Source organism: Amycolatopsis sp. FDAARGOS 1241, assembly GCF_016889705.1.
In the GTDB taxonomy this organism is placed as follows: Bacteria; Actinomycetota; Actinomycetes; order Mycobacteriales; family Pseudonocardiaceae; genus Amycolatopsis.
This window is the reverse complement of the sequence record NZ_CP069526.1, coordinates 3,544,545-3,559,765: the sequence shown is the minus strand read 5'-3', so window position 1 is coordinate 3,559,765 and position 15,221 is coordinate 3,544,545. Positions and strand designations below refer to the sequence as shown.

16 protein-coding genes and 1 pseudogene are annotated in these 15,221 nt (G+C 70.9%); 7 read left to right on the top strand and 10 right to left on the bottom strand.

Going from position 1 to position 15,221, the window contains the following annotated elements; all coding sequences use genetic code 11:
- Nucleotides 1-6 precede the first annotated feature (6 nt).
- From I6J71_RS17485 to I6J71_RS17475, 3 genes are all read right to left on the bottom strand, one after another.
- Nucleotides 7-1,113 (bottom strand): substrate-binding domain-containing protein, encoded by a 1,107-nt coding sequence (locus I6J71_RS17485; protein ID WP_204095670.1) that lies wholly within the window; start codon nucleotides 1,111-1,113, stop codon nucleotides 7-9.
- A gap of 12 nt (nucleotides 1,114-1,125) precedes the next feature.
- A complete protein-coding gene (locus I6J71_RS17480) occupies nucleotides 1,126-2,208 on the bottom strand; it encodes an ABC transporter permease (protein ID WP_204095669.1) in 1,083 nt (360 codons plus the stop codon).
- A 98-nt stretch (nucleotides 2,209-2,306) separates the two neighbouring features.
- A complete protein-coding gene (locus I6J71_RS17475; RefSeq protein ID WP_204095668.1) occupies nucleotides 2,307-3,368 on the bottom strand; it encodes a 2,3-butanediol dehydrogenase in 1,062 nt (353 codons plus the stop codon).
- 299 nt (nucleotides 3,369-3,667) lie between these two features.
- On the opposite strand from I6J71_RS17475, the gene eboE reads away from it, so the two are divergent.
- Nucleotides 3,668-4,870 carry a metabolite traffic protein EboE gene (eboE, locus tag I6J71_RS17470; protein ID WP_204095667.1) on the top strand — a complete coding sequence of 401 codons (1,203 nt, stop codon included), beginning with the start codon at nucleotides 3,668-3,670 and terminating at the stop codon, nucleotides 4,868-4,870.
- A gap of 55 nt (nucleotides 4,871-4,925) precedes the next feature.
- Nucleotides 4,926-5,612, top strand: a complete 687-nt coding sequence (locus I6J71_RS17465) for a helix-turn-helix domain-containing protein (RefSeq protein ID WP_204095666.1) — start codon at nucleotides 4,926-4,928, stop codon at nucleotides 5,610-5,612.
- Nucleotides 5,613-5,729: 117 nt separating this feature from the next.
- On the opposite strand, the pseudogene I6J71_RS17460 reads toward I6J71_RS17465, so the two are convergent.
- Nucleotides 5,730-6,304 (bottom strand): annotated as a pseudogene (locus I6J71_RS17460) (LysR family substrate-binding domain-containing protein).
- 719 nt (nucleotides 6,305-7,023) lie between these two features.
- On the opposite strand from I6J71_RS17460, the gene I6J71_RS17450 reads away from it, so the two are divergent.
- Nucleotides 7,024-7,176, top strand: a complete 153-nt coding sequence (locus I6J71_RS17450) for a hypothetical protein (RefSeq protein WP_204095664.1) — start codon at nucleotides 7,024-7,026, stop codon at nucleotides 7,174-7,176.
- Nucleotides 7,177-7,489: 313 nt separating this feature from the next.
- Here I6J71_RS17450 and I6J71_RS17445 read toward each other — a convergent pair whose 3' ends face one another.
- Entirely contained in the window at nucleotides 7,490-7,762 is a 273-nt protein-coding gene (locus tag I6J71_RS17445; protein WP_204095663.1) for a putative quinol monooxygenase, read from the bottom strand.
- A 102-nt stretch (nucleotides 7,763-7,864) separates the two neighbouring features.
- Between I6J71_RS17445 and I6J71_RS17440 the strand changes: the two genes are divergently transcribed.
- On the top strand, nucleotides 7,865-8,398 hold the full coding sequence (locus tag I6J71_RS17440; protein ID WP_204095662.1) for a helix-turn-helix domain-containing protein: 534 nt from the start codon (nucleotides 7,865-7,867) through the stop codon (nucleotides 8,396-8,398).
- A 468-nt stretch (nucleotides 8,399-8,866) separates the two neighbouring features.
- On the opposite strand, the gene I6J71_RS17435 is transcribed toward I6J71_RS17440, so the two are convergent.
- Nucleotides 8,867-9,730, bottom strand: coding sequence for an SDR family NAD(P)-dependent oxidoreductase (locus tag I6J71_RS17435; RefSeq protein ID WP_204095661.1), 864 nt, complete (start codon nucleotides 9,728-9,730; stop codon nucleotides 8,867-8,869).
- Nucleotides 9,731-9,789: 59 nt separating this feature from the next.
- On the opposite strand from I6J71_RS17435, the gene I6J71_RS17430 reads away from it, so the two are divergent.
- Nucleotides 9,790-10,449 (top strand): TetR family transcriptional regulator, encoded by a 660-nt coding sequence (locus I6J71_RS17430; RefSeq protein WP_204095660.1) that lies wholly within the window; start codon nucleotides 9,790-9,792, stop codon nucleotides 10,447-10,449.
- 10 nt (nucleotides 10,450-10,459) lie between these two features.
- Here the strand turns inward: I6J71_RS17430 and I6J71_RS17425 are convergent, their stop codons facing one another.
- Entirely contained in the window at nucleotides 10,460-10,981 is a 522-nt protein-coding gene (locus tag I6J71_RS17425; RefSeq protein ID WP_204095659.1) for a hypothetical protein, read from the bottom strand.
- On the opposite strand from I6J71_RS17425, the gene I6J71_RS17420 reads away from it, so the two are divergent.
- The gene (locus I6J71_RS17420; RefSeq protein WP_204095658.1) at nucleotides 10,971-11,471 is read left to right on the top strand and encodes a hypothetical protein; all 501 of its coding nucleotides are present in this window, start codon (nucleotides 10,971-10,973) and stop codon (nucleotides 11,469-11,471) included. The two genes, I6J71_RS17425 and I6J71_RS17420, sit on opposite strands and share 11 nt — an antisense overlap.
- A gap of 108 nt (nucleotides 11,472-11,579) precedes the next feature.
- Nucleotides 11,580-12,203, top strand: coding sequence for a hypothetical protein (locus I6J71_RS17415; protein WP_204095657.1), 624 nt, complete (start codon nucleotides 11,580-11,582; stop codon nucleotides 12,201-12,203).
- On the opposite strand, the gene I6J71_RS17410 is transcribed toward I6J71_RS17415, so the two are convergent.
- The 3 genes from I6J71_RS17410 to I6J71_RS17400 form a co-directional block, all read right to left on the bottom strand.
- A complete protein-coding gene (locus I6J71_RS17410; RefSeq protein WP_204095656.1) occupies nucleotides 12,190-12,654 on the bottom strand; it encodes a MarR family winged helix-turn-helix transcriptional regulator in 465 nt (154 codons plus the stop codon). The two genes, I6J71_RS17415 and I6J71_RS17410, sit on opposite strands and share 14 nt — an antisense overlap.
- A 500-nt stretch (nucleotides 12,655-13,154) precedes the next feature.
- The gene (locus I6J71_RS17405) at nucleotides 13,155-13,736 is read right to left on the bottom strand and encodes an LUD domain-containing protein (protein WP_204095655.1); all 582 of its coding nucleotides are present in this window, start codon (nucleotides 13,734-13,736) and stop codon (nucleotides 13,155-13,157) included.
- 26 nt (nucleotides 13,737-13,762) lie between these two features.
- Nucleotides 13,763-15,214, bottom strand: coding sequence for a lactate utilization protein B (locus tag I6J71_RS17400; RefSeq protein ID WP_204097109.1), 1,452 nt, complete (start codon nucleotides 15,212-15,214; stop codon nucleotides 13,763-13,765).
- Nucleotides 15,215-15,221: the final 7 nt, after the last annotated feature.

The window sequence follows — 15,221 nt, the reverse complement described above, 5'->3', positions numbered from 1 at the left end:
CGCCTCCTACTTCAGCGCCGCGATCTGGTCCGCTTTGGACAGCGAGCTGGACACGAACGCATCGCTCGGCAGCTCCTTGTCGCACGTGACGGGGTGCGGCCGGCCCGAGATCGAGTCCTCGAACGCGGTCTGCGGGTACACCTGGTCCTTCGGCACCACGCCACCGGTCGCCTTCGCCACCGCGACGTCGATCGCCAGGCGCGACATCGCGTTCTGCGACGAGACGGTGAACAGCGGGAAAGCGCTGCCGGCGTCCTTCTGCTGCTGCCAGTTGCAGGCGAGCTGGTTGGCGTCCTCGGTCGCGATCGCCGGGATCTTGCGCCCCGCCGAGGTGAACGCGGAGAACGAACTGGCCAGCGCAGCCCCGAAATCGGTGGTGATCGCGTCGATCTCCGGGTTCTTCGCCAGCGCCGCGGTGATCACGCGCTGGGTCTGCGCGGCGTCCCAGTTGGTCACCTCGTACGGCGTGGTGCCGACGAACTGGATCCCCGGGTGGTCCTTGAGCACGCTCTGCATGCCCTTGTACTCGTCGAGGCTCTGCGAGTTCGCGGGCGGGCCGCCGAGGTTGAGCACCTTGCCCTTGCCGTTCAGCGCCTTCACGAGCCACTGGCCCCACAGCACGCCGGCCTGCTCGAAGTCGGTGCTCACGAACGCGTCGTAGTCCTGGCCGGGGGTTCCGCCCGGGCTGACGCGGTACGGCACGGTGACCACACCCGCCTTGAACGCGCTGCGAAGCGCGGGCAGCACCGCTTGGCCGGCGTCGGGGAACACCACGATGGCCTGCGTGCCCTTGGCGACGAGACCCTGGATGTCCGAAATGGCCTTCTGCGTGTTGCCCTGCCCGTCGGTGTAGGTGAACGACGTGACGCTCGGGCACTTCGCGACCTCGGCCTTGGCTTCGGCCGTGGTGACCTTGCGCCAGTTGTTGTCGCCGAAGCCGTCGGCCAGGCCGAGGGAGATCTGCTTCGAACCGCACCAGGCCGGCACGTTCGCGTTGGCGGGCTTGCCCTGGGCGCTGGTCGAAGCGCCGTCGTCCACTGTGCACGCAGTGGTCACCAGGGCGAGGGAAGCGAGGCCGGCGAGCGCCGACCGGCGGAGGTGACGGGAAGACATGGGAAACCCTTCCTACTGCTGGGTCCGGGAAGTGGGGACACGGCGGAACCAGCCGCGCACGGCGGCCCAGTTCACGGTGTAGACGGCGACACCCGCGGCGAGCGCGAGGGCCTGGACGATGTTGTCGGTCGCCGCGCTGACACCGAGCGTCAGCACGAACTGGTCGAGCTGGGACAGAAACAGGGCGGCGATGGCACTGGCGACGGGGCTGCCCTTGCCGCCGAGCAGCGACGTGCCGCCCAGCACGACGGCCGCGACCGAGGGCAGCAGCAGCGTGTCGCCCTGGAACGCACCCGGCGTGGTGACGATGCCGGCCAGGAGGATGCCGGCGGTGCCGTAGAGCAGTGAAGCCCAGACGTACGCGGCCAGCTGGTGGCGCCGCACGCGCAGGCCCGCGAGCCCGGCCGCCTCCGGGTTGTCGCCCACGGCCTCGAACCGCCGGCCCGGCACGGTGCGCTTCATCGCGAAGCCTGTCACCGCGACGAGGACCACGGCGATGAAAACCGCGTAGGGCAGGCCGAGGAAGCGGCCGGTGGCGATCGAGTGCAGCGCGGCCGTGGTCGTCACCGGCGAGCCACCCGAAACCCCGAGCACCACCGCGTAGAGCAGCGCGTTGGTGCCGAGGGACGTGACGATCGCCGACATTCCCAGCCGGCTGACCACGAGGCCGTTGAGCAGGCCCGCCGCCAGTGCGGCGACGTAGGCCAGCAGCACCGCGGGGAGGAGCTTTCCGTTGTCGCCGCCGGGATAGTGGGTCACGATGATCACGCTGAGGGACACGGTGCCGGGCACCGAAAGGTCGATCCCGGCCTGCTGGACGACCAGCGTCTGCCCGAGCGCGACCACGGCCAGCACTGCGGCGAAGGGCAGCATCCCCTGCAGCGAGCTGCGGCCCAGGCTCTCGGGCTGCAGCAGCAGGCTGACGAGGAACAGCAGGACGGTCGCGACGAGGATCGTGACCAGGCCGCGGGAGGCGTGCTGCGCCGTCGTCCGCCGCCACAAGCTCGGCCGCGGTGGATGGCCGGTCCCCGGAGCCGGGGCGGGCGCCGGGGCCGACCGGGTGACGGCCACCGAGCCCCTTGTCGTGTCGCTCATCGGATCGCTCCTCGGGTGCTGCGCGCACCGGTTCGCAGGGCAGGACGAAGTCCGTCCACAAAGGTCATGTGGACTTCGGGATGGGGTGTGTTCCGGGGTCAGCCGACCTTGACGAGCAGCTTCTGCGCGTCGCCTTCGGGGTCGAGCAGCCGGTCGAACCCGCCGGCGACGACGTCGTCGACCGCGATCACCTCGGTGAGCACCCGCTCCACCGGGAACAGTCCGGTCGCGACGAGCGCGATGATGCGCGGGAAGTCGAACACCGGGTAGCACCACGTGCCGACCAGGCTCAGATCCCGCTGCGACAGGGCCATCGGGTCGATCGTCGCGGGGCGGACGTGCAGGCCCACCTGCGTCGCGGTGCCGTGGGAGCGCAGGCTGCCGAGCGCCGTGGCCAGGCCGGCCTCGGATCCGGAGCATTCGGCGGCGACGTCGGCGCCGACCCCGCCGGTGAGCGCACGGACCGCCTCCGGCACGTCCTCGGTCAGCGGATCGAGCACGGTCGCGACACCGAGCGCATCGAGCAGGTCCCGGCGCCGCGCGTTGGGTTCGCTCACGATTACCTGCGCCGCACCGGAAGCGTGGGCGTACAGCGCGGCGAGCGCGCCGATCGGACCGGCGCCGGTGATGAAGAGCGTGTCGCCGGCCCCGAACCCGGTGCGGTCGACCCCGTAGGCGGCTACCGCCGCCGGCTCGACCAGGGCACCCTGGACGTCGGAAACCGATCCCGGCAGCGCGGCGATCTGGTAGTCGGGCACCACCACCTGCTCGCTGATCCCGCCGCCGTGCCAGCTGAGCCCGGTGCAGGCCATCCGCGGGCACAGGTGGTTGAGCCCGCGGCGGCAGTAGTAGCAGTGTCCACAGTAGATCAAGGGCATCACCGAGACCCGGTCGCCGACGCGGATTCCCGTGACCTCGGCACCGATCTCGAGCACCTGACCGGAGAACTCGTGGCCGAGCACCTGCGGGGCCGCGGCGTGCGACAGCGGATGCGGGCTGGTGGGGATGACGATCGGCCCGGACGCGTACTCGTGCAGGTCGGTGCCACAGATCCCGCACAGGGAAGGCCGGACGCGCACCTCCTTCGCGCCGACCGCAGCCGGCTCGGGTACGTTCTCGACCCGGATGTCGTGCTTGCCGTGGAAGACTGCGGCGCGCATGCTCTACTCCTCGTAGTCTTCGTTGTCTCCGAGAGCCCGCGCAGCCGGGATCCGGGCGCGGACGCGGCGTCGGTGATCGCCGGGTGCTTTCCCGTTCGACGACGCTGTACAGCGATAGTGAACAATGAACCGAACGGTGAGTCAAGGGCTAGCGAACAACTTTGCCAGATCCGCAGGTCATCCGCGCTTGTCCTTGACAGGACTGGGATCCAGACTGTTCACTTCGAGCAAACGTCTGCTGCGACGCGTCACCGCAGCGCTTCCGGCACCTTCTCTGCCGCCTTCTCCGGAGGAACTTCATGGACCTCGGCACGCGTCTGGGCCACCTGTCCTACTCGACCCTCGTCCACCCCGGTGACACCTGGGACGAGATGAACACCAGCCTCGAGACGTACGTCCCCGAAGTGAAACGCCGGGTGTCCCCCGGCGCGCCGTTCGGGGTGTCGCTGCGGCTTTCGGGCGCGTCCGCCGGCCGGCTCGCGGACGACGGGCCCGAGCGCGAGCGGCTGAAGAAGTACTTGGCGGAGAACGATCTCTACGTCTACACCGTCAACGCGTTCCCGCACGGGCCGTTCAAGGGCCGCTCGGTGATGGAGAACGTGTACGAACCGGACTGGAGCACCGAGGAGCGCGTCGCCTACACGGTGCGCGTGGCCGACGTGCTCGCCGACATCGCGGCCGACGGCGTCGAGCCGACGATCCAGACGGTCCCGCTGGCGTACCGGCCCAAGGTCACCAGCGAAGCGTACGTGGAGCTGTTCACCCGCAACGTCCTGCGGGTCGTGGCGCACCTCGTCGGACTCGAGCGGCGGACCGGCCGGCGCGTGAAGCTCGCGATCGAGCCGGAACCGTTCTGCTACCTGGAAACCATCGAGGAAACGGTCCGCTACTTCACCACGCGGCTGTACTCCCGCGCGGCCGCCCAGGCGCTGTCCGGTCTCGCGGATCTCCCGCTCGCGGAAGCGTTCGGGGCCCTGCGCAGGCACGTGGGGATTGTGTTCGACATCGGCCACCAGGCGGTGGAGTTCGACGACATCCCGGCATCACTGGACTTGCTCGCGGACGCCGGTGTGCCGATCTTCAAGCTGCAGCAGGCCGCCGCGCTGTGGGTGCCGGAGGTGACCCACGAGGTCGTGCGCGAACTGGAACGGTTCACTCGCACCATCTACCTGAGCCAGACGTCGGAACTGCGCGACGGCAGTGTCACCCGGCACCTGAAACTCTCCGACGCGATCGCCGCCTGGCGCCGGGAACCCGGTGGCACGCGCGAGTGGCGCACGCACTTCCACGTGCCCGTCTTCCTCGACGACCTGGGCCCGTTCCGCACCACGCGGTTCGCGCTCGAGCAGGCGCTGGACCGCCACCGCGCACAGCCGCAGTCTGCCCACCTGGAGATCGAGACATACACGTGGGACGTGCTGCCCGAGCACCTCAAGACCGGCGACATCACCGACTACGTCGTGCGCGAACTGGAATTCGTGCGCGACCGGCTCACCGCTTGACCCACGCGTCAAGCTACAGTGAACACCTATTGAACGACGGGACGAGGAGCGAGACGTGGTTGCCAAGCACGAGCCGGCGGAGCACCCCGAGGCCGCGCACCTCGGCTCGAAGCTGCGGGCCCGCCGCCAGGACGCGGGCCTGTCGCTGCGCCAGTTCGCACGCGACCTCGGCTTCTCGGCGGCCTTCGTGTCGCAGATCGAGAACGGCAAGTCCCAGCCGTCGGTCGCGACGCTGTACGCGATGTGCAGTGCGCTGAACGTGTCCATCGACGAGCTGTTCGCCGGCACCGGTGCGGACGCGGCGGAAACGGCCGCACCCGCACCGGCCGCCGGCATCGAGAAGCACAGCTTCCACGGTGCCCTCGCGAAGCTCAACGAGGAGCCTGAGGACCACGAAAGCCCCATGCTCCGGCCCGGTGAGCGCCGCCAGCTCGTCCTCGACTCCGGCGTCACCTGGGAGCAGCTCTCGTCAGTCCACGACAGCAGCGTGGACTTCCTGTACGTCCGCTACGAAGTCGACGGCAGCTCGGTCCCCGACGACAAGCTCACCCGCCACGCGGGCATCGAGTACGGCTACATCATCAGCGGCACCCTCGAAGTCGCCCTCGCCTTCGACACCTACCACCTCCACGCCGGCGACTCCATCGCGTTCGACTCCACGACCCCCCACCGCCTCACCAACCGGGGTGACGGGCCGGCGGAAGCGATCTGGTTCGTCCACGGGAGGAATCCCGCTCGCTGATGGGCAATCGAGCACCGGCCGTCCACCCGGGCCGGTGCGGAGCCAGGCCGAAACCCGTCAGTCGCGCACCGGCTTGCGCATTCACTCGCCGCCGCGTACGTCGACCTGGGTAGGCCGCTACTCCCCCAGCTGTTCGGCCACCTGCCGCAGCGCGGTGACCACTGCGTCGGCGTTCGGGGTGTGGTCTTCGCGCGTGGCGGCGACGGTGGTGCGGCCGAGCCAGGCCGGGTCGTCGACGGGAAGGGTGACGACGCCGGCCGGGACGGCGGGCGCGGCCAGGGCCGGCACCACGGTGATGCCGAGGCCCGCCGCGACCAGGCCGAGGCGAGCGGGCCAGTCGCGCATCGCGTACGCGAGGTGCGGGCCGGCCAGCGTCGGCCACGCGCCGAACTGCGGTTCCCCCTTGAGGCCGGCGCCGGCGATCCAGGGTTCGCCGGCCAGCTCGGCCACCGAGATCCGCGTGCGGTCGGCCAGCCGGTGCTCGCGGGAAACCGCGACGCGCAAGCCGGTTCCGGGCAGCTGCACCAGACGCAGGCCGTCGAGGTCGTAGGACGGCAGGTCCGGGCGACGTCGATCCGCCCGGCGCGGAGCTGGCGCAGCTGGACCGGCGTGGCCGCTTCCCGGGGCTCGACGCCGAGGCCCGGGTGGCGCCGGCCGACCTCGGCGATGGCGCGCGGGACGAGGACCCACATCGCGGTCGGGAACGCGCCGACCCCGACCCGCCCGGCGAGGCGGCCGGCAAGCTGGGCCAGGTCCCGGTCCACGGCGTCGATCTCGCTCAGCACGGTCGCCGCGCGACGGGCCACGGCCGCACCGCCTGGGGTGGGCGAAACACCGCGGGCGCCGCGCACGAACAGCGGGGCGCCCGCGGCCGCTTCGGCTCAGGTCCCGGATGATCGACCGCGGCAGCACCCGCTCCACGAACACGTGGTCGTCGAGCACCATGCTTTCGCCCGCGGGAGAACGGAAACCCCGGAACGTCCTGCGGAAGGACTCGCGCCGTTCGGGCCAGCTCATCGGAGCGACGATGGCTTCCATGTAGGCGATCCCGGCCACGCGGTCCTGGTGCTGGCAGGCCCAGTCGAAGCCGAGCGCCGAACCCCAGTCGTGCAGGACGAACACGACGTCGTCACCGAGCCCGAGGTGCTCCCACAGCGCGAACAGGTAGCCCGCTGCTCGAGGTAGCCGTAGCGCTCGGGCCCCGAAGGCCTCAGCTTGCCGGAGTCGCCCATCCCGACGAGGTCGCACGCGATCGCCGACCGAGTCCCTCCAGATGCGACATCACGTTGCGCCACAAGTAGGACGAGGTCGGATTGCCGTGCTGGAACACGATCGAAGTCGAGGATGAAGATCGGCTCGGCCGGCGGGACGCCGTCTCTAACGGCCAGCACGTAGCCGTTGCGTCGGGAGGATGGCGGCGGCTCCGGGTGACGTTCCCGGCATCGCGCCCCACAGCGCCGAACAGGTCTTCCACTACGACGAGCGGGGCTTGCAGCGGCGGGTGGACTACGCGCCGTACGTGCTCGGCAGCCGGCCCGCGGCCCACTACACCGAAGCCCACTAGGAGGTTTCCGGTCTTGCCCGTGTCCGTCGACATCCCCCGGCTCGAGTTCCTCGGTCCGCACTCCGGGGCAGGTCAGCAGGTACGGATTGGTGAGGTAGTTCCACAAGCCGTAGCCGGCGAAGTAGAGGACGTGCAGGGCATCCCACCGGGTGTCGCCGAGCCGCGCCGACCATGTGCAGCCGGGCCCGGATCGTCGTGGCGCGGCTCCACCGGTCGCGGCCACCGTGGGCCTGCAGCACCCGAGCCAGCAGCCCGGTTGGTTCGTTCACAGCTGCGCCTTCGGCGGCTTTGCCCTCGACGAGGTTCCCCTTCATCAGCCAGGTCGGGCCCTCGGCGTAGGCGCCGGCTTCGGCGAAGAACGCGCCGAAGCAAGGCCCCTCCCCTGTGCGTGCGTGGTGAAGGCGTCGACGTCGGCGTAGACCTCGTTGAGGTAGAAGACGTCCGGGTTCTCCCCGTCCGCGATGACCTCGAACCGGTGCGAGCCCGGCTCGTTCGCCAGCGAGTCCTGCGCGATCTTGCGAGCCACGCGGACGAAGTCGTCCCGGTGTTCCGGGTGGACGGTGAAGGAAACGAGGAACTGGTACATCGGTTGGTCTCTCGAAGTCGTGACTCGCAGTTCATTGACTGAACTGGAGCGACGGTAGCACAAGCCAGTTCAGTGAGCGAACCATGCGGGTACGATGGGGCCATGGTTCTCCCCAGCACCTACGCGGACAGCAACTGCTCCCTGGCGCGAGCACTGGAGGTCGTCGGCGAACGCTGGACGCTGCTGATCGTGCGCGACGCGTTCTACGGCGTCCGCCGCTTCGGCGACTTCGCCACCCAGCTCGGGATCCCCCGCGCCGTGCTGACCGCCCGGCTGAAGCTCCTCGTCCGCGAGGGCGTCCTCACCCGCGACGAAAGTGCGGGCACCGTCGAATACGTGCTCACCGACAAGGGTGTCGCGCTCTGGCCGATCGTCCGCTCGCTCATCACCTGGGGCGACGAGTTCTACTCACCGGCAGGTGTCCGGCGGGCTATGCGCCACGACGCGGACGGTGCCCCGCTCGACCCCGACGGACGCTGCACCGAGTGCGGCACTCTCGTCGCCGTCCCGGACATCCGCATGGAACCCGGCCCGGGGTACGAGCCGACCGGGAAGGAACTCGATCCGGTCTCCGCCGTGATCAACACGCCACGCCGCCTGCTCGACCCGATCACGACAGCGCCTTCGCGCAGCTGAGCACAAAGCGGTGCACGCATCCCGTCGTCTTGGCTGAGCCACTGTCCGAAGTGGAAGGACCACGAGGTGCGGATCAGCTCGCGGCCACGGCGAGCCGGGCCTGGCGCAGCAGGGCCTCGACCGCACGGTCGACGTCTTCCTCGTCGGTCGCCCAGTCCGAGACCGAGATCCGCATCAAGCGCTCACCGCGGTAGGTGGTGCCGCTGAAGTAGGCCGGGCCTTCGGCTCAGCCGCAGTCGTGGCTGCTGCTCGACGAACCCGGCGGCGGCACCCGGACGATCTTCCCCGCAGCGGCGCGCGGACCTTCGGCACTGCTGCGGACGTCGGATCGGACTGACCTGACCCACAGCTGGGTCCACGCGCTGCCCCGATCGAGGGGACCCGAGTCGCTGCGGTGCGCCGGGCCGTGCTGTGGACGACGCGTCATCGGAGAACCCCGACGTCCTCGTCCGCGAAGTCCATCTCCCTTCACCCGTTCGCGGGCAGTTCGACCGGGTAAGGCAGCCCGGTGTCGGCCGAGCGGCTGACTGCGGCCCACTCCGCCGCCTCGGCCTGCTGGGCCCGCGAGTAGGCCTGCGCCATGTCGACGGCGTTGACGCCGAGCAGCAGGTGTGATGGCACGGTCTCCCGTTTGACCACGCGCACCAGGATCTCGCCGGCGCGTTTCGGGTCGCCGGCGGCGAGTTCGGGCCGCGCGACGCCCCACTGCATCGCGCCGACGGTGTCGGCGTACTCCGGCGCGAGGTCCTGGACCTGCATCGACGCGCCGGCCCAGTCCGTGGCGAAGCCGCTCGGCTCGACCACGACGTAGCGGATGCCGAACGGCGCGGTCTCGGCCGCGAGTACCCGGGTGAACCCGTCGACCGCGAATTTGGCCGCCTGGTAGGAGCCCAGCCCCGGCGTGCCGCCTACGCGCCCGCCGATCGAGGAGAACTGGACGACGGTGCCGGAGCCCTGCGCCTTGAGCACGGGCAGGGCCGCGAGCGAAACCGTGTAGACGCCCCAGAAGTTCGTGTCGAACTGGCGGCGGAAGTCCTCCTCGGGGGTCGTCTCGATGGGCGCGGCGTTGGCGTAGCCGGCGTTGTTGACCACCACGTCGAGGCGGCCGAACCGGGCCACCGCCGCCTCGACGGCGGCCACGGCCGGGGCGCGCTCGGTGACGTCGAGCGGCAGAGCCAGCACGCGGTCGCCGTACTGGCGCACGAGGTCGTCGAGCTGTTCAGGCTTGCGAGCCGTCGCCGTGACCCGGTCGCCGGCCTCCAGGGCGGCGACGGTGAGGGCGCGGCCGAAGCCGCGAGAGGAACCGGTGATGAACCACGTCTGCGTTGTCATGCTCTTAGCAAAACACGGTTGCGTTATTAGTGCAACATTGTTGTGTTATGTTGAGTGTCATGAGCGCTGCCACTCCCCAGCGCGCCCGCAGTGCCGAAGCGAAGAAGGAACGCGAGCGCGCGATCCTCGACGCCGCGCGCTCGCTCGGCGCCACGCGCAGCGTGCGCGAAGTGACCCTCACGGACATCGCGGCCGAGGTCGGGATGCACAAGTCCGCGATGCTGCGCTACTTCGAAACGCGGGAGCAGATCTTCCTGCGGATCACGGCCGAGGCCTGGCAGGAGTGGTCGGCGGCGGTGCGCGCCGAACTCGGCGGACTGGCGACAGCCGAGCCGGCCGCGGTCGCGGCGGTGCTCGCGCACTCGCTCGTCGCCCGGCCGCTCTTCTGCGACCTGCTCGCCCAAGCGCCGCTGAACCTGGAGCGCAACGTCTCGCTCGAGGCCGTGTACGACTTCAAGACCATCGTGCTCGCCGAGGTCGCGGCGGTTCAGGACACCCTCGGTGAACTCCTCGGCATCGACCGGCCGGCCGCCGCCCAGATCACCACCACCGCCAGCAGCCTCGCCGGCGCACTGTGGCAGATGGCCGCGCCCTGCACGCAATTGCGGACGCTCTACCAGTCGCATCCCGAGCTTTCCCACGCCGTGGTCGACGTCGAGCCGACACTGGCGCAGATCCTGACTTCGCTCGTGATCGGGGTGTCCGCTCAGGGGCGTTGAGGCTCAGAGCTCAACCACGACCCGCCCGGCCGCGCCGGCACGTTCGCCGCGTCTTGCGCGTCGGCGGCCTGTTCCAGCGGGAAGCGCGCGGCGATCGGGTACCGCAGGTCGCCCGCGGCGAGGGCGGCGGTGGGGTCGCGCGCGGCGTCGTCGTTGGCCGGCCGCGCGAAGTCGTCGTTGCTGAGGCACTGGACGATGATGTTCCGGAAGGCGAGCTGCCAGTACGGCAGCGGTGCGCGGGGTCGCCCGTCGCGCAGGTGGCGATCGCGCCGCCGATCTTGAGGACTTCGAGGGCGAGGCCGACGTTGCCGGTGAGGTCGATCTCGGCGATGCGGTCGACGCCCCCGGGGACCACCGCCTTGAGCCGCTCGGCCGCGCCGTCGCCGAGCACCACGACGTGGTGCGCGCCCGCCGCGAGCACCGCGCCGACCTGCGTCTCGTACCGTACGGTGGCGACGGCTTCCGCCCCGCCCCGGCGGGCGACGGCGAGCGCGGTCCGGCCGACTCCACCGAGCGGACCGGTGACGAGCACGGTCCTGCCCTCGACCGGGCCCGAGGCGAACACCGCCGTGGCCGGTGATCCCGGGGATGCCGACGACTGCGCCCTGCTCGAACCCGACCTGCGGCGGCAGCGCCACGGCGTGCTCCGCGGGCACGACGACGTACTCCGCGGCGGTGCCGAACGGCCGGTAGGACTGCGCGAGGCACACCCAGACGCGTTCGCCGATGCGCCCGGCGTCGGCACCCGGGCCGGCCGCGTCGATCGTGCCCGCGCCGTCCCCGTGCGGGATCACGCGCGGGTAGGTCATGGCCGAACCCCCGTAGCCGCGGCGTTTGCCGACGTCACCGACGCGCACTCCGGACACCGCGACGCGCACCCGCACCTCCCCCGGCCCCGGTTCGGGCTCGGGCACCTCGCCGATCCGGGCGACCTCGTGGGAGGGACCCTGCTGTTCGTAGCAGGCCGCGCGCATCGGCTCTCCTCTTCGGTGATCCGGATCGACGACCGTCCGGTTTCTTGACCAACATCCGTCCGGCTTCCGGAGTCCCAGCTCACTGAGTTGAAGTAGTAAGCATTTTTTACTACATTGAGGGTATTGCCCTGGGGGAACGGCAAAGGAGAAGGGCCCATGTCGGAGATCACCGGCCACGAGGAGCTGATCGACCGGGCGTTCGCGACCGCGGGCACCACCGGGATCGTGCTGCCGCCCGTGGACGTGAACGGCGTGCTGCACGAACGCTACGAAGTCACGCCGCCGGCTTCCTTCACGGCCACGTCGCTGTGGGACATGGAGGTGCGCAAGGCGAAGGCGCCGGACAAGTACCTGCCGGCGCTCGTCAAGCCGGGCAGCCTCGAGGTGTTCCCCGGCGAGCGGCACGGCCGGTTCGAGGATTTCACGCGCGTGTCCGAGCAGGGCCTGTGGCTGAAGCAGGACACCTTCGGCGTCGTGGTCGAGCACGTGCGACTCGACCACCACGACAAGCGCGCCTACTTCGTCGGTGCCGAGCGCTACCGGGCCCCGGACGGTCGCGCATTCGAGGCCGGGACGGGCCAGCCGATCTTCCACGTCGAGCACTCGGTGGCCGGGTCGGAGGAGGCGCCGCTGAACCTGTGGCGGATCGTGCACCTCACCGATCGGCCGGATCCCGCGCTGGTGGCCTATTTCGACGGCATGGGCCGCGATCCGTACCTGCGCGTGTTCAACGAGGTCTACCTGCGGGAGGACCTCAACCGGACGCTCATGCGCCGCTGACGCTGCGCCGCTGGTGCTCGGTGACGTCCATGAAGATGCGCTTGAACTCGGCGTAGGCCGCGCGCCCGACCCGGCGGGCGTGGCGATCCTGCATACCCGCCATGATGCGGTCGGCCGTGCGCATCTGGGCGAGCCCGCGCTCCGTCGGGCACACGAGCTTCGCCCGGCGGTCGCCGGGGTCGGGCTGCCGCTCGACGTAGCCGAGGTCTTCCAGCTCGTCCACCAGGACCCCGATCGCCTGCTTGGCCTGCCCGGACAGCCGGGCGATCTCGGTGGCTCGCAAGCCACCCGGGTCGAGGTAGGCCAGTACCACGCCGTGGCGGGGGTGCAGGTCGTCGAAGCCCTGCTCCGCGAGCTTCAGGAACAGCTCCCGCTGCGCCGCGAACAGCAACCGGGCGGACAGCACGCCGAGATCGGGGTTCGTCGCGTTCCGCTCGGCCCGGGTAACCACTCACCGACTCCTTCACTCCGCGCGGCCGGGAGGTACCGGCCACGTGGAGGTAGATGATAAACGTTCGTGACCGATCGGCCCGGCGTGGCACGCGTCTGGGACGGCTGACCTCGGTAGCTCTCCTGCCCGCGCCGCACGGAACCTGATCCGGGCGACACCCCTCCCGGCCGGGCACCTGTGCGCCGGTGACCTCTCCCACCGCCCGTGTGATTTTCTCGATCGCGACCCGCGCCTCCCAGGACCCGGCCCGGCTGAACGGGATCCGCGGTTCACTGTGCACCGTACCGTCCACAGTGAACCGAGCCGGGCTACTTGCCCGCGAGAGCCGGGTAAAGAGCGGTGACCGGCTGAACGGGCCCGGCGTGAACCTTCTCGGTCAGCTCGTCGACCAGCACCTCGTGATCGGACCGACGTCGGCGGGTTTGGTCATGCCATTGGTGAGATATCTGACCGGGCCCGGCCGGCTGTCGCGAGCCGCGTGTTCGCGACGGCCGGCGTACTCAGGATTCGACGAGGATGACGTGGAGGTTGCGCGGCCCGTGCACTCCCTCGACGCGGTTCAGTTCGATGTCACTCGTGGCGCTGGGGCCGCTGATCCACGTCTGGGGACGGGCGGGGTCCAGGAGGTCGATCGCGTCGGGGACGCCGGGGACGATGCGCGTGGTGGGCAGGACGCAGACGTGGGTGTCGGGGACGAGCGTGAGGGCGCGCCGGCCCTGGCCCGGGCCGTGGTCGAGGACCAGGGTGCCCGTGCGGGCGATACCGACGGCGGCGGTGGTGACGACGGCGTCGACCGTGTCCAGATCGTCGGCGTCGGGCAGGCCTTCGACGGGGTACGGGAAGCCGTCGGGCACGAGGACGGAGCGGGCCGGGCCGAGGGTGGTGCGGACGACGCCCGGGACGTCGGACGGCGCGCAACGGGTGAGGGTGGCGCGGTAGTCCACGACGCGGGTGGCGAAGAGTTCGACGACGTCGGCCGGTGCGGGCACCGCGCGGTAGCCGCGCGGGACCGCGGCGTCGGCGCGGTCGGCGGAGGCGAGGGCGGAGCGCACGGCACCGAGGATGGCGTCACGGGCGGTCATCGGAGATCGGCTCCCGGGGTGGGTGGTCATCGGCGGCCCTCGCGGCGCCACCACGAGCGGAAGGACTCCGGCGGTGGAGCGGGCAGGTCCCGGGCGCTGGTCCACAGCGAAGCCGGCCACGGCAACCGGCCCAGGGCGCGACGACCGCCCGGCAGCACGCCGCGGCCGAGGCGGGTGGTGACGCGGCCGACCCAGCCGAGGCCGCGTTCCGCGAGGCCCAGGCGGCGGGACTCGGCGAGGACCCACGAAGCGGATTTCATCGCCACCGCCTCAGGTTTCGGAGTGCCGCCGCGGTGGGCGTCGACGACCTGGGAGCGCAGGTGGACCAGCACTTCCGGGATGTCGATGCGCACCGGGCACGCCTCGAAACAGGCGCCGCACAGGCTGGAGGCGTACGGCAGTGAGTCGGTCTGCTCGTCCACGCCCACGCCTTTGAGCAGCGGGTTGAGGATCGCGCCGATCGGGCCGGGGTACACCGACCCGTAGGCGTGGCCGCCGGTGCGCTCGTAGACCGGGCACACGTTCAGGCACGCCGAGCAGCGGATGCAGCGCAGCGCCTGGCGCCCGACCTCGTCGGCCAGCGCCCGGGTGCGGCCGTTGTCCAGCAGCACCACGTGCATCTCCTGCGGCCCGTCCCCGGGCGTGAGGCCCGACCAGGTCGAGGTGTAGGGGTTCATCCGCTCGCCGGTGCTGGAGCGCGGCAGTAGCTGCAGGAACACGTCCAGATCCGCCCACGTCGGCACGATCTTTTCGATGCCCACCACCGACACCAGCACCTCGGGCAGGGTCAGGCACATGCGGCCGTTGCCCTCGGACTCGACCACGACCAGGGTCCCGCTGTCGGCGACCGCGAAGTTCGCCCCGGAGACCGCCATCTTGGCCCGCAGGAACTTCTCGCGCAGGTGCAGCCGGGCCGCACCCGCGAGCTCGGCCGGATCGTCGGTGAGTCCCTCGGGCGCGGGGCGCCCGGCGGCGGCCATCCCGCGACGGAAGATCTCCCGGATCTCCGCGCGGTTGCGGTGGATCGCGGGCACGAGGATGTGGCTGGGCAGGTCGTCGCCGAGCTGCACGATCAGCTCGGCCAGGTCGGTCTCCCACGCGGTGATGCCCCGCTCGGCGAGCGCCTCGTTGAGCCCGATCTCCTGCGTGGCCATCGACTTGACCTTCACGACCTCGTCGACCCCGTGGCCCCGCGCGATCCCGACGACGATCTCGCACGCCTCCACCGCGTCGCGCGCCCAGTGCACCGTCGCGCCGCGCGCCTGCAACGCCGCCTCCAGCGTGAGCAGGTGCTCGTCGAGGCGGCGCAGCGTGTTGTCCTTGATCGCCGCCCCCGCCAGGCGCAGCTCCTCCCACTCCTCGACCTCCCCGACGACGGCCGCGCGCTTGGCACGGATCGTGCCCGTGGCGTGCGCGAGATTGCGCCGCAGCTGGGTATCCGCGAGCGCCTCCCGGGCCGCCGCGGGAAACGCCGGCATCCCGACG

Bases quoted from the DNA above. Each gene is read 5' to 3' on its own strand.
- I6J71_RS17415 (WP_204095657.1), top strand. From the start codon at position 11,580: ATGTCGGAGATCACCGGCCACGAGGAGCTGATCGACCGGGCGTTCGCG.
- I6J71_RS17445 (WP_204095663.1), bottom strand. From the start codon at position 7,762: ATGTACCAGTTCCTCGTTTCCTTCACCGTCCACCCGGAACACCGGGAC.
- I6J71_RS17400 (WP_204097109.1), bottom strand. From the start codon at position 15,214: ATGCCGGCGTTTCCCGCGGCGGCCCGGGAGGCGCTCGCGGATACCCAG.
- I6J71_RS17485 (WP_204095670.1), bottom strand. From the start codon at position 1,113: ATGTCTTCCCGTCACCTCCGCCGGTCGGCGCTCGCCGGCCTCGCTTCC.
- I6J71_RS17430 (WP_204095660.1), top strand. From the start codon at position 9,790: ATGAGCGCTGCCACTCCCCAGCGCGCCCGCAGTGCCGAAGCGAAGAAG.
- I6J71_RS17475 (WP_204095668.1), bottom strand. From the start codon at position 3,368: ATGCGCGCCGCAGTCTTCCACGGCAAGCACGACATCCGGGTCGAGAAC.
- I6J71_RS17450 (WP_204095664.1), top strand. From the start codon at position 7,024: ATGGCGGCGGCTCCGGGTGACGTTCCCGGCATCGCGCCCCACAGCGCC.
- I6J71_RS17440 (WP_204095662.1), top strand. From the start codon at position 7,865: ATGGTTCTCCCCAGCACCTACGCGGACAGCAACTGCTCCCTGGCGCGA.
- I6J71_RS17480 (WP_204095669.1), bottom strand. From the start codon at position 2,208: ATGAGCGACACGACAAGGGGCTCGGTGGCCGTCACCCGGTCGGCCCCG.
- I6J71_RS17435 (WP_204095661.1), bottom strand. From the start codon at position 9,730: ATGACAACGCAGACGTGGTTCATCACCGGTTCCTCTCGCGGCTTCGGC.
- I6J71_RS17405 (WP_204095655.1), bottom strand. From the start codon at position 13,736: ATGACCGCCCGTGACGCCATCCTCGGTGCCGTGCGCTCCGCCCTCGCC.
- eboE (WP_204095667.1), top strand. From the start codon at position 3,668: ATGGACCTCGGCACGCGTCTGGGCCACCTGTCCTACTCGACCCTCGTC.